Raw genomic sequence first — 13,021 nt, 5'->3', positions numbered from 1 at the left:
CGTTCTGTAGACCGCATCGTCGCGTGATGCGCGCCATCAGCCATCGTTCCGTTGTGCCGCCCTGGCGCGGCAACCGGCACGGCTTGGCGCAATTCGGCGCAAATTCAGGAGCTCCGTGGTCGACGCTGAGCTCTGACTGGACGGAATCAACGGGAGACGAGATCCTTCATCCAGGGCACGTCGGGGGTCGCTCGCAGGATCGCGCCGCTCCATTCCCTGTCGGTCAAGCGCTCGAAGTCCTCGGTGACGGCCTCGTAGTACGACGAGGCGAGCCCCACGAACGCGCGCGACGGGCCGCCGCAGGGATCGGCCGTCACGACCATGAGCCGCGGCAGGCCGGTGCCCACGTGCAGCACGCGGCCGACCGGCGTGCCCACCTCGTCGGTCGGCTGCGTGTGCACGTCGGCGATCGTCGGGTCCTGCTCCAAGCTCTTCGTCACGTCGAAGAAGAGCTGCCTGTACCACCCCTCGAGGCCCCTGATCTCGCCGCAGTCGCCCCGGTCGATCCTGACGGCCTGGTTGATGAACTCGAGGTGCTCCTCGGTGAGGGGCAGGCCGGCGCGCTCGTTCTCGGCCATCTCGCCGAGCGTCCGCGCGACGTCGCGGAGCCGCGAGAAGTACGCCGGCAGCCTCTCCGCGAGCTGCGGCGCGGTCGACAGATCGAGCGCGCCGATGACCTCGACGCCGTGATCGGCCAGCTCGGCGATACGCGCGAAGAACCCCGGGTACGGATCGACGTACGCGTCCGGGAACTCGCACGTGGCCCCGTCCGTGTACGACGGCTTGGCGTAGAGCAGGGTGTCGTGGCGGAGCTCGGCCCAGGAGGCGAGCTGGGTGTTCAAGAGGCGCCGGCCCCACGCCTCGGTCTTCGCCACCCCGGGCAGCCCCTCGCCGTCGCCGATCGCCCGCGCCGGCGACAGCTCCCGCAGCGCGCCGAGCCAGCGGTTATAGAGGTTCTTGCCCCAGAAGTCCTCGGGGTGCGCGTCGACGAGCACGCGCATCATGTGCAGGTCGGACGCGTAGTCGAACCGCCCGAGCTCCGGCGCGAGCAGCTGGCCCGCCTGGTCGTTGCCGAGCGCGGCGAAGGCCACGTCGAGCGGATTCGGCATCATGCGCTTCACGGCGCCGTCCTTCACCCGGTCGTGGACCACGTTCGAGAAGACGTGGGAGTCGACCACGTACCGCTGGCCGAGCAGCGCGAAGCTCGACGGGAGAGGCGTCGTACCGTCGTCGAGCCCGTTGATCATGATGTGGCTGGCGATCCGCTGCGTGCCGTGGCCCTCCTTCACGAGGACCTCGGCGATCCGCGCGTCCGGGACGCCGGCGAGGCCCGAGGCGTCGCTGAGGCCGAGGTCCTCGAGCAGGTCGTCGAGCTCGGGCAACGTCATGAAGTCGCTCTCGCCGACGAAGGCCTCGATCGCGTCGTCGATGCGCTCGTAGCGGGCGAGGGTCTCCGCGTCGGCGAGGGCGCGCAGCGCGTACGCGCCCTCGAGCTGCCGCCGCTGCACGCGCTGGGTGCCGTCCGGGTGGGTCTCGAGGAAGCGAAAATCCACGCGGCCGAGCCACATCATGGTGCGGAAGTAGCGCGCGAGCTCGGGGCGCTGCTCGTCGACGTAGTGGCCGCGCGGCTCGAACTGCGAGAAGTCCATGAGCCGCTCGGCGCCGAACAGGCGCACCTCCGCCATTCCCTGGTGGGCCTCGGCGCCCGCGACGAGCTCGTCGATCGTCGCGGCGCTGGCGCCCGCGACGGGGGCGACGGGCTCGCCGTCGAGCAGCGCGAGCGCGACGGCGGTGAAGAGGTCCGCGTCCGCGCGCGCCTCGTCGCCGAGCGCTCCCCCGGCGCCCGCCGCGAGCCGCGCGCGCATCTGCTCGAGCATCTCCCCGAGCTCGGGCGCGAGCGAGGCGAGCTCCACCTCCTTCAGGATCGCGTTGTACGAGCGGTGGACCGCGTACAGGATCGAATCCGCGGACACGTAGAGCGGCAGGTCGAGCGCGTAGATGCTGTCGTAACCGTAGGCGAAGGTCGGGAATGCCTTCTTGCTCGAGATGACGAAGCCGTTCTCGGAGAGCTTCGCGAGCTCGTCCTCGTCGAGGGCGAGCACGGTGCTCTGGAGCAGCGCGAGACCCTCGGCGTCCGCCGGCGCGTAGGACAGGCCCGAGGCGAGGGACACGGGGTACTTCGCGGCGAAGTCCTCGGCGGTCATGCTCGCCGACGCCTCCCGCTCGGCGAGCAGCGCGTCCAGCTCCGCCTGCTGCTCGCGCCCGAGCGCCGAGCGCGGCTGCTCCTGCGGCTGCTCCTGCGGCTGCTCCGGCGGCTGCTGGGTGCCGCCGACGCTGGGCGCAGGCTGGATCTCCTCGCCCGCGCACCCGACGGCGAGGGCGACCACGATCGGGATGACCTCCAACCGAAAAAGCATGTTGCGCATCTTGCTCCTCTTCCCGGTGCGCGCCCCTGAACCCGGAGCGCAACGCGCCATGCGGAAAGCAAAGAGGGTGCCGTGGGCGAGGGCGCCGCACTCCGAGGACGCGGAGGTCGTCGAGCGCGAGTTTCTGGACATGGCCGGCCGTCGCGCTCCCGCCGCCGCGAGCGAGCAACCCAGGAATCACGCAATGACGATGGATGACCTCGCGACGAGCGCCGCCAGCCCGGGCACGCCGCATCCTGACAGCCGCCCACGCCGGACGCGGCTCGCCCTACCACAGAGCAGCGCCGCCCGTGCGCTTCAGGCAGCGCCCGGCGGCGCGGCGAGCTCGCTGGAGTCGAGCGGTGACGCTCTTCGCTGTTGCTGCAATTGTTCAAGTTATGCGCTGATTTGTCGCGCATGGCGGCACCGCGCACCGCCGTGCGCCGGTGTCCAGGTGATATGTTCCGCGCCATGCGAGCGCGTTCCTTGGCCTGGTCTTTTGCATTGCTCACGCTGACGGCGACCCTCGCCGCCGGTTGCTCTGGATCTTCTGACGACGGAGGCGTCGGCGGCGGTGCGGCGGGATCCGGTGGGCTGCCGGACGCGAGCGGCTCGGGGGGCGACGACGCGAGCGGGAGCGGCGGCTCGACCACGGGCGGCACCGGCGGAACCGGTGGCGGCGCCGTCGGCGCGGGCGGCGGCTCCACGACAGGAACGGGCGGCGGCGGAGCGGGAGGTAGCGGCGGCGTGGGCGGCGGCGGCACGGCCGGCGGCGGCACGGCCGGCGGCGGCACGGCCGGCGGTGGCACGGCCGGCACCGGCGGCACCACGAACCCGGGCTCCGAGCTCGGCACCGGCACCATGAGCGGCTCCGGCAGCTCGAGCGAGCGGTACGAGACGGGCCTCGTCTCGCGCGACGACACGCCATACGTGCTCATCACCAACGGCTGGGGCCCCGGCTTCGGCAGCCACAGCATCTCGTGGGAGGGCACCTCGTTCACGGTGCAGAGCATGAGCGGCTCGGCCGGCGCGATGGGGCAGCCCGCCTCGTACCCGACCGTATTCTGCGGCCGCTACTCGGTGAGGGAGGTGCCAGCGTGCGGCTTGCCGGCGCCGGTCGGATCCATCACGAGCCTGCGCACCGGCTGGCGCTGGGCCAAAAATGGCAACGAGGGCGAGTACAACGCCGCCTACGACATCTGGATGGGCAACGGCACGCAGCTCCAGGGCTACCTCATGGTGTGGCTGCGCGATCCGCCGAGCTATCAGCCCGCCGGGCAGCCGAACGCTGCGCACCAGGGCGTGACGGTCGCGAACGTCCCAGGCACGTGGAACATCTGGAACGGGATGGTGAACGGCCTTCCGATCGTGAACTGGGTGCGCGCCGAAGGGAACGACAGCTCCGAGATCGAGTTCGACGTCATGGACTTCGTGCGCGACGCGGAGATGCGCGGCCTCAGCGTGCCCGGCAACCAGGTGAACGCGGTCGCCGTCGGGTTCGAGATCTGGGAGGGCCCGATCACGAACCTGCAGAGCCTCGACTTCTACGTTCACGTGAACTGAGCGCGCGCTCCGCGCCTCGAGTCGGCGCGCGCCGCCTCGGTCACGTTGTCGCACGTGACCCCCCCATCAACCGCGCCCGCTCTGCGCCTCATCGCCGCGCGTCTCGTCGCCGCGCGCCTCGTAACCGCGCGCCGCGCGCGCAAGCGCGGCGAGCCACCCTCATGGCTCGGTTGCGCCACCATCACGAAGCCTCATTGCGTGGCACTGGAATCTAGCTGGACTTGATCTCCAGTGCTGACCTTGCGCACGGCGGCGCTCCACGGGGGCGTGGGTGGGTGGCGAAACCCCGCGCACGTCCGAGTCGACGGCTCGAGGCGTCCATCCAACGGTGGACGGTATCCGGTGGTGCCGGCCGAGGAGCCCATGTGTCCTACATGAGCCCATGAAAATGATGGTCTGACTCACCAAGATGCTCGAAGTGTGTTGACGGTTGCCTTGTAATAACAGTAATCATTGGATGCTAGGCTCGACCCGACCAGGTGTGATTCTCTGGCTGTGCCCAATCGACCTCCTTGACCGAATCTGCTCGGCCTGCGGAATGGCAATGTAGTAACCGTTCACCGAGGTACCTCATGCTCCGTAACGCGGCTCGTTTTCTGATGGTTTCTGCTGCTGCTTCTCTCGTCTCGCTGGGCTCCGCCCCGGCCGAGGCGTGCAGTGCTGTCGCCGACGCGGCGCTCGCCCTCATCGCGAGTCAGACGCCGTCCGGTAATGGTGCTTCGTTCTTCACGCTCGCCATGAAGACCCAGTCGGGATACTCGAGCGGCGACATCGCCCAGCTCTGGGGCTCGACCAGCCCGAACTCCAATCTCTACTACAACCACATCCTCGCGGGGAATCACTTCACGCAAGTCACGAACATCGCCGGTATCGCCGCCGGTGACATCATGGTCATCGACGAGGTGTGGGAGAATGGCGTCCGGAAGTACCCGGGGCACACCGTGATCGCGACAGGGCCTGCGGAGCCCATCACCGCGATGAACCCGGTCTACTCCGGTACGCTCCAGTACGCCTTGCCGATCGCCGACGCCACCTCCTCGGTCCACGGCTGCAGCAGCTTCTACGAGGACAGCCGCTGGCCGGACGGCTGCACCACCGGCACGTTCACGGCGGGGCCGGGGACGGCCTTCATGCGTCTCTACGCGGATGCCACCACGGGAGATCTGGAGGGGTACACCTGGAGCGTCACCTCGGGCGGCACGTACTACTCGCCGGCCAAGCGACCCTACGCGATCGGCAGGCTGACGTCCTGCTTCCCGACCCCGGACGACGTCTGATCGCTCCTCACGAGCGCGCCGGCGCGCGGTGATCACCGCGCCCGCGCCGGCGCGCGGCCTCGTGCCCTCGAGGCCCCGCGCCACCCGAGCTCGCCCATCCCCATCGCCCTCCCTGTGCGGGAGCCGATCGCGCTCCAGGGCAGGCCCTGTCTGACGGACGTCGCGAGCGGCCCGAGCCCAGCGAGAGCGGGCGAGGAAACCTGCCGTATCTCGATCGAGCTCTACTGACGGCTCGGGCCGCGCGGCCGTTCGTCGGAGGGAGCCTAGCGCATGCCGTGCTTCTGACCCTGCGATGGCACGCGGCAGAGCTGGGCAACGCCACGGGCGCTCAGCTTCTCGCGGCCCACCTCGAACTGAGGCACGTACATGCAGAAGCGGCCGTCTTTCTCGGTCGTGATGCTCGTCCGCCGCGAGATCATGTCCTCGAGCTCCGAGCGGGAGACCGGCGTGTCCGTCTTCAAGGTGTCCTTCACGCGGATGTCGGCCTTGCCCGGGCAGCTCACGGACGCCGTGAGGGTGAGGTTCGGCTTCACCTTCTCCTGGTCACCAGCGCCCGGCTGGCTGCCGGCCTGGGCGCCGCCGGCCTGCGCCTGACGATCGCCCCGCGCGCCGCCGGGCTGGGCCTGCTGGTCGCCCTGAGCGCCGCCGGCCGGGGCCCGGCTGCCGCCGGTGTCCTGGTCGCGGCCCTGGGCGCCGCCGGCCTGCGCCTGACGGCCGCTCTCGTCCTGATCCTGGGCGGCGCCGCCGGTCCTGCCCTGGGCACCCGGGCCGCCCCGTCCTTGACCGCTGCCGCCAGGCTGGGCTCCCGAGGGCTGCTGCGATTTGCCCGCCTTGGCCTGCTCGATCTTGCCGCTGACGGACGCGGTGTAGGTGCAGCCGTCCTCGACCGGATACGCGATCTGCTCCTGGAGCCTCATCGCTTGCTTCTGCTTCCCCTGGTCCTTCTGACCCTGGTCCTTCTGGCCCTCCTCCTTGCGCTGCGCGCGCTCGCCGCCGCTCGCCCCGGGCTGGCCGCCCTGCTGCGCGCCGCCCTGCTGCTGCTGAGCGCCCCCCTGCGCGCCCGATTCGCGCTGCTGCGGAGCGCCCGAGCTGCCCGTCTGAGCGGCCGCGAGCGCCGGCACGGTCGCGAGCGCGCCCAGGACGAGCGCGAGATGGATGGATCGATTCGACTTCATAGTACCCCCACCGTGGAATTTGCTTCAGATCGTGTTCGACGCCGTCATGGCCGAGCGTCCACCTAGGCCGCCTGCTCCCACACCTTCCTCGACAGCGCATCCTTGATCCACGCGAGGTGCCGCTGCTCGTCGGCGCGATTGCGCTCGACGACCGCCCGCGCCTCGACCGTGAGCGCCTCGTTCAGCGCCGCCTCGTACTTCCGGTTCGTGAGCTCCTCGTTGCCGCGCATCGCGAGCAGCGCGCTCTGGTCTCCGAAGCTCGTGATCGCCGTGAAGCCCTCGATGAGCTTGCCCTTGAGATCGCGTGTCTGCGCCGGGGCGCCGCCGAGCGACGTCACAAGCGCGCTCAGGTCCGTCACGTGGCGCGCATGATCGTCCCTGAACCTCGCGAGGGTCTCCCTGACCGACGCGCGCTCGCACGCCTCGATGGCCTGATCGTAAGCGGCGATCGCATCGCGATCGAGCTGGATGAGATCGTTGAGGACCTCGATGACGTCTCTCGCCATGATCGACTCTCCTTCCCGGGGCAGCGCTCCGCACCTGCCCCCCGGTCCAGCACCTTGGGCCATTGCGCGGGGACGCAAGCCGTGCGCGACGCTTCGGGCCGGGGGCGAGGGCCGGCCGCGCAGCGCTCGGCTCGACCGCCGTGGGGCGCCGCGCACGGCGGCCGGGGCGGGCGGCCTGGCCGTCCCTCGGGCCGGCGCGCTCGACCTGGCGCGGACCGTGGACCCCGGCGGGAGACCTCGCCGTTGTCGTCGCCCGCCGCCGGCGACGGCATCACGGAGATGGGATGAGCCCACGAGGCGCTCCCCGCCACGATCACGGATCGGGCGCGCCGCTGCCCGCCGCGGGACCCGTGGCGGCGGGGCGGCTCCGCGGCTCGTCGGCGGGGGACGCGCGGCGCGCGGCGTCCGCGGCGCCGGTCGCTGGCTGCGCGGCCCGGCGGCGCTGCGGCGCGAGCGGGATCGTGATCGGCTCCTCGATGAGCTCGGGCGCGAGGGCGCCGGTGGCCGGGGCCAGGGCGGGCTCGCCGGGCTCGCGACCCGCGACGACCCGCCAGGCGCGCGGCACCTTCCTCAGGCCGACGGGGTAGATGGTGAGCCCGCCGCGGTGGACGTGGATCCGCAGGAAGTTCTTGTAGTCCTCGATCCGCAGCGCCGAGAACGCCTCGTTGCCGTGCCTCCGCGCGATGTTGAGGGAGAGCAGGAGATAGACGCCGAGGAGCGTCGACCCGATCACGGCGCCGGTCAGGCCGGCGAAGAGCGTCACGCCGAGGATGCCCCACATGGCGTCGAGCGTCCGGACATCGAGGTCGAGCAGCGCGCCGCCGAGGTGGGTGAGGCCCAGCGCGGCCCCGAGGTGCGCGAGCGCATGGAGCGAGCCGGCGAGGCGGCGATACCACGTCCGGTGGGTGTCGGTGAAGACGATGAACGCCATCAGGACAAGGAGGCTCCACACCACCGCGGCCGACCCGGGATTGCGCAGCGTCAGGGAAGACAGCATGTAGAGGACGGCGGCGACGGGCAAGAAGCCCGGGTTGTAACGCGCGAACAGGAGATTGCGCCAGGTGAGCCGCCGCGAGACCGACGCGGGGGGGAACGAGGCCTTCAGGGTGTAGGGGCGCAGGCAGCCGCCCGGGCCGGAGTACACGACGTCCACCCGCTCGCCGTGCGTCGGGTGGAGGAACGCGCCGCCGCCGCCGGCGGTGATGTTCTGCCGGCCGTCGTCGGACTCGTGGCGGCGGTAGTGGTGCAGATCTCCTGCGAGGCGGACGACGATCTCGACCCCGGGCCGCGCGTCGGCGAGCTGCTTCTCGAGGAACGCGAGGTTGCTCTGGAGATCGGGGTTGTAGAGGGTGCCCTTCACCCAGTCCGGCTCGGCGGTGCAGAGGATCACGCGGTCGCCGTCGCGCATCTCGTGCCTCGCCAGCCGGCAGAAATACTCGATCTGGGGCTGGTCGATGTCGGACTCCAGGTGGATGTCCACGCCGAGCAGCCAGAAGCCGTGAGGGAGCTTCAGCGCGAAGTAGCTCCGCGACTGGCGCGTCCTCCACGCCCCGAGCGTGCGCCTCTGGCCGAAGAGGCGCATGAAGCTCATCAGCCCGTCGTACCAGTCGTGGTTGCCCGGGATCGCGAACAGGTGTGGAGGCTGCTCCACGTCGGCCTTCGGGAGCGCGGCCGCGTAGGGCGCGACGAGGCGCGTCCAGTACGCCTTCCGTGTGGCCGAGGGGTAAACCTGGTCCCCGCCCATGATCAGCACGTCTCCGCGCATCGTCTCCCGGCCGCCGAGCACCAGCGACGGCCGCGCGAGCAGGCACGCGACGGCGTAGGTGGGGTTGAAGCCGTCCCCCGTGTCGGCCACGTAGTCGAGCCAGAGCTCGTCGCGCTCCAGGTCGCCTCGGACGGCATAGTCGAAGGGCGGCTGCGGCCCGGCGATCGCCTCGAGGAGCCGGAAATCGCCGCGCGCGCCCATCAGGCCGGAGATGGCCATGTCGAGCGCGGAGCGGGCGAGCTGGAACGGGCTGTACCAGCTCGTCATCTCGTTGTCCGGCAGGGCTTCGAGCCACTCGCGATCGAGGAGATCGGGGCGGTGGGGGCGATGGGGGCGAGCGGTCATCCATTCCCTCCGAACATGGGAGGTTACCACCGCCGGCGCGGTGCGTCCGCTTCACGCAGGTCGGACTTCCACCGTGCGTGGGCGGGGAAGGGCGTGTGCGTGACGCGGGGAAGGGCGTGTGCGGGGTAGCGCAGGGGAGGCGCGCTCACGCCGTCATGCGCCGTCCTTGAGGCAGCCGGCGAGCTCGCTGAGGAGCTTGTCGGTCGCCTCCAGCCCGCTCGTGAAGACCTCGCCGTCCCTGGCGCGGCGCGAGAGCCGCATGTCGGGCGAGAGCCGGTACGGCGAGCCCTTCGGCTGCACCAGCTTCAGCACCCTGGCCGTGTCGAGCGGCGTGTCCTCCCGCAGGTGCAAGGTGACGCCCCGCGCGCTCGCCTCGCAGGCGAGCGCCTTCAGCCGCCGCAGCTCGGTCTTGAGCCGCATCAGGTGCACGAACCGGCGCGCCTCGATCGGCGGCGGGCCGAAGCGGTCCTCCATCTCGGCGGCGAGGTCCTGCACGTCCTCGGCGGCGCCGGCGCTCGCCAGGCGCTTGTAGAGCGAGAGGCGCACGCCGACGTCGGCGATGTAGTCCTCCGGCAGCAGCGCGTCGGCGTCGAACGACAGCTCCGGATCGACGTCGTGGACCACCGGCTCGCCGCGCAGCTCGTGCACCGCCTCGTCGAGCATCTGGCAGAAGAGCTCGAAGCCGACCTGGGCCACGGTGCCGCTCTGCTCGGCGCCGAGGAGGTCGCCGGAGCCGCGCAGCTCCAGGTCGAGCGAGGCGATCTGGAAGCCGGAGCCGAGCTCGGTGTGGCGCTCGAGGGCCTCGATGCGGGCGCGGGCCTCGTCGGTCATGGCGTTCGGCGGCGGGACGATGAGGTAACAGTAGGCCCGCTCCTTGGCCCGGCCGACGCGCCCGCGGAGCTGGTAGAGCTGCGACAGGCCGAACATGTCGGCGCGGTCGATGAGGATGGTGTTGGCGCGGGGGATGTCGAGCCCACTCTCGATGATGGCGGTGGCGCAGAGGACGTCGTAGCGCCCCTCGACGAAATCGAGCATCGCCTGCTCGAGGTTGTGCTCGCTCATCTGGCCGTGCGCGACGCAGATGCGCGCGCTCGGCACGAGCTCCGCGAGGCGGGCGGCCCGCTCGTAGAGGCCCTCCACGCGGTTGTAGACGTAGAACACCTGGCCGCCGCGGCCGAGCTCGCGGAGGACCGCCTCGCGGAGGACCGCCTCGTCGTGGCGGGTGACCACGGTGCGGATGGCGCGGCGGTCGACCGGCGGGGTCGTGATGATCGACATGTCGCGGAGGCCGGAGACCGCCATCTGGAGGGTGCGGGGGATGGGCGTGGCCGAGAGCGTGAGCACGTCGACGTTGGTCTTGAGCGCCTTGATGCGCTCCTTGTGGGTGACGCCGAAGCGCTGCTCCTCGTCGACCACGAGCAGGCCGAGCCGCTTGAAGTGGACGTCCTTCGAGAGCAGCCGGTGGGTGCCGATCACGACGTCGACGGTGCCGTCGCGCAGGCCGCGCGAGACCTCGTCCTGCTCCTGCCTGGTCTGGAACCGGGACATGGCGCGGACCTCGATCGGGTACGAGGCCATGCGGGCCCTGAAGCTGAGGTAGTGCTGCTGCGCGAGCACCGTGGTCGGGCAGAGCACGGCGACCTGCCGGCCGGCGCTCGCGGCGCGGAACGCGGCGCGGATCGCGACCTCGGTCTTCCCGAACCCGACGTCGCCGCAGACGAGGCGGTCCATCGGGCGGCCGGACTCGAGGTCGGCCGCGACCTCGGTGATCGCGCGGGCCTGGTCGGGCGTCTCGTCGAAGGGGAACGTCGCCTCGAAGGCGCGGTAGTCGTCGTCCGGCGGCGGGATCGGCTCGGCCGTGGCGGCGCGCCGCTCCGCGTACAGGCGCAGGAGCTCGTCGGCCATCTTGCGGACGCTCTTCTCGACCCGCGCCTTCGTCTTGGCGAACGTCTGCCCGCCGAGCCGGTCGAGCTTGGGCGCGCCCTCGCCGCCGCTGAACTTCTGGATCTGGTTGAGGCGGTAGACCGGGAGGTAGAGCTTGTCGCCGCCCGCGTACTCCACCGCGATGAGGTCGACCGTGGTCGAGCCGACCTGCTTGTGCACGAGGCCGAGGTATCGGCCGATGCCGTGCTCGACGTGCACGACGAAATCGCCCACGGCGAGGCTGCGGAGGTCCTCGAGGAAGGCCTGCGACGGCTTGGTCGAGGAGGCGGCGGCGCGGGCGGCGCGGCGGTGGGCGCGCGCGCCGAAGATCTCCTCCTCGGTGACGAGCGCGAGCCCGTCGGCCGGCGCGACGACGCCGCGCGCGAGGGCGCCCGCGACGACGAGGGCGGCGTCGCGCGACGCGGCCGCGCCGTCGCCGTCGAGGAAGGCCGGGTCGAGCGGGCCGAGGTGGGCCTTCACCCGCACGTCGCGGTGGCGGAGCAGGGTGACGAGGCGCTCGACCTGGGTCTGGGCGCGCGCCGCGATGAGCACGCGCAGCCCCGCCTCTTGCCAGGCGACGACGCGGCGCACGAGCGGATCGAGGGCGCCGTGCTTGCCGCGGGAGGCGCGGGCCGCCTTGATGGCGCGCTCCAGGTCCGACTGGTCGCGCGTGGCGAGCGAGGGGGCCCCCCCGGGGACGACCTCGAAGCGCTCCAGCGAGCCGGGGTTGTCCGTCGCGCCCTCGACCCCGGTGCGGTGCAGCGCGAGCGCGGCGCGCGCCCCGAGCCACGAGGCGACGGACGCCTCGTCCTCGTAGAAGGCGTCGACCGGGAAGTGGGGCTCGCGGTCCTTGTGGCTCCGGTCGGCGGCGGCGCGGCCGAGCTCGTCGCGCAGGCTGGCGGTGAGCGAGGCCGGGTCCTCGAGGAGCACGAGCGCGTCGTCGGGCAGGTACGACGTGAAGGCGTCGAGCTCGACGTAGGCGGGCAGGTACCCCTCGGCCCCGAAGAAGGCGCGGCCGCTGGCGACGTCGTCGACGAGGGCGCGCGCCTTCGTCGAGGGGAAGTCGATGGCGTCGCACGCGGCGCGGACCCGCTGGCGGGCGCGCTCGACGTTCTCCGGCGTGAGGATCGCCTCGCGCGCCGGCGGGAGCCAGACCTCCTTCACCTCGGCGATCGTGCGCTGATCATCCGGGTTGAACGTCTTGATGGATGCGACGATGTCGCCGTAAAAATCGATTCGCACGGGAAATTCCGCGGAAGGGGCCCAGACGTCGAGGAGGGCGCCCCGGACCGCGAACGAGCCTGGGTCCTCGACGAGGGGGCTGCGCACGTAGCCGGCAGCGCCGAGGCGGGCGGAGAGCGCGTCGCGATCCATCTCCTGCTCGGCGAGGACGAGCTCCGCGTGCTCGGTGACCTGGTCTCGCGGGACCACCTTGCGGGCGAGCGCGGCGATGGGGGAGACGAGGACCGACCACGGCAGGTCCATGGCGAGGTGGAAGAGCGTGGCGAGGCGGGTCTGGGCGCCGCGGCGGTCCGGGTTGACGTCGGCGTAGGGGCTGGCCTCGTTCGGCAGGTACAGGAGGACGCGGCCGGAGGTGGCCGCGCCGGCGGCCTCGGCGTCGTCGGCGTCACGCTCGCCGAGCAGGAACGAGGCGTCCGCCGCGAGGGCGCGGGCGCTGTCCACGTCGGCGGTGAGGGCGACGATGCGGCGACCCGCGGCGGCCGCGACCAGGCGGCGGAGGACGAGGGCGCCGGCCGAGCCGGCCGCGCCCGTGACGTGGAGCGCGCCAGGCGGCGCCGCGACGAGCGCTGCGGCGAGCTCGCGCGGCGTGACGACGCGGCGGTCGGCGGGGAGGTCGAACGAGGGGAGCGGCTCGAGATCCACCGGCGTGGAGGCGGGCGCGTCGCTGGAGGCGAGCGGGCTCGCGGCGCTGTCGTCGAGATCACCGACGAGCTCGCCCACCGTGGCGGTGAGGGGGGAGCTCGAGGCAGAGAGTGGGTGGTGCTCGGGGGGCATCGGCGCCGCGCGGTGTAGCACGGGCGGCGTGGGCCGACCCAGCGGC

7 protein-coding genes are annotated in these 13,021 nt (G+C 71.8%); 2 read left to right on the top strand and 5 right to left on the bottom strand.

What is annotated here, in order from left to right; genetic code table 11:
• Nucleotides 1-146: 146 nt before the first annotated feature.
• Entirely contained in the window at nt 147-2,417 is a 2,271-nt protein-coding gene (locus WMF31_RS24930; RefSeq protein WP_436604337.1) for a DUF3160 domain-containing protein, read from the bottom strand.
• Nucleotides 2,418-2,876: 459 nt separating this feature from the next.
• Between WMF31_RS24930 and WMF31_RS24925 the strand changes: the two genes are divergently transcribed.
• Nucleotides 2,877-3,968 (top strand): GH12 family glycosyl hydrolase domain-containing protein, encoded by a 1,092-nt coding sequence (locus WMF31_RS24925; RefSeq protein WP_436604336.1) that lies wholly within the window; start codon nt 2,877-2,879, stop codon nt 3,966-3,968.
• A gap of 599 nt (nt 3,969-4,567) precedes the next feature.
• A complete protein-coding gene (locus tag WMF31_RS24920) occupies nt 4,568-5,245 on the top strand; it encodes a hypothetical protein (protein ID WP_436604335.1) in 678 nt (225 codons plus the stop codon).
• A 263-nt stretch (nt 5,246-5,508) separates the two neighbouring features.
• Here WMF31_RS24920 and WMF31_RS24915 read toward each other — a convergent pair whose 3' ends face one another.
• From WMF31_RS24915 to mfd, 4 genes are all read right to left on the bottom strand, one after another.
• On the bottom strand, nt 5,509-6,420 hold the full coding sequence (locus WMF31_RS24915; protein WP_436604334.1) for a hypothetical protein: 912 nt from the start codon (nt 6,418-6,420) through the stop codon (nt 5,509-5,511).
• A 62-nt stretch (nt 6,421-6,482) separates the two neighbouring features.
• Nucleotides 6,483-6,926, bottom strand: coding sequence for a PA2169 family four-helix-bundle protein (locus WMF31_RS24910; protein ID WP_436604333.1), 444 nt, complete (start codon nt 6,924-6,926; stop codon nt 6,483-6,485).
• 313 nt (nt 6,927-7,239) lie between these two features.
• Nucleotides 7,240-9,036: a metallophosphoesterase gene (locus WMF31_RS24905; protein ID WP_436604332.1), complete on the bottom strand. Its 1,797-nt coding sequence runs from the start codon at nt 9,034-9,036 to the stop codon at nt 7,240-7,242.
• Between the two features lie 153 nt (nt 9,037-9,189).
• On the bottom strand, nt 9,190-12,921 hold the full coding sequence (gene mfd / locus WMF31_RS24900) for a transcription-repair coupling factor (protein ID WP_436604331.1): 3,732 nt from the start codon (nt 12,919-12,921) through the stop codon (nt 9,190-9,192).
• Between the last annotated feature and the right edge of the window lie 100 nt (nt 12,922-13,021).

Origin of the sequence: Sorangium sp. So ce1036, from assembly GCF_051369805.1 — a bacterium.
GTDB lineage: Bacteria > Myxococcota_A > Polyangia > Polyangiales > Polyangiaceae > Sorangium > Sorangium cellulosum_F.
The sequence above is the reverse complement of the archived record's forward strand: the minus strand, read 5'-3'. Positions and strand labels throughout refer to the sequence as shown.

Bases quoted from the DNA above. Each gene is read 5' to 3' on its own strand.
- WMF31_RS24930 (WP_436604337.1), bottom strand. From the start codon at position 2,417: ATGCTTTTTCGGTTGGAGGTCATCCCGATCGTGGTCGCCCTCGCCGTC.
- WMF31_RS24925 (WP_436604336.1), top strand. From the start codon at position 2,877: ATGCGAGCGCGTTCCTTGGCCTGGTCTTTTGCATTGCTCACGCTGACG.
- WMF31_RS24920 (WP_436604335.1), top strand. From the start codon at position 4,568: ATGGTTTCTGCTGCTGCTTCTCTCGTCTCGCTGGGCTCCGCCCCGGCC.
- WMF31_RS24915 (WP_436604334.1), bottom strand. From the start codon at position 6,420: ATGAAGTCGAATCGATCCATCCATCTCGCGCTCGTCCTGGGCGCGCTC.
- WMF31_RS24910 (WP_436604333.1), bottom strand. From the start codon at position 6,926: ATGGCGAGAGACGTCATCGAGGTCCTCAACGATCTCATCCAGCTCGAT.
- WMF31_RS24905 (WP_436604332.1), bottom strand. From the start codon at position 9,036: ATGACCGCTCGCCCCCATCGCCCCCACCGCCCCGATCTCCTCGATCGC.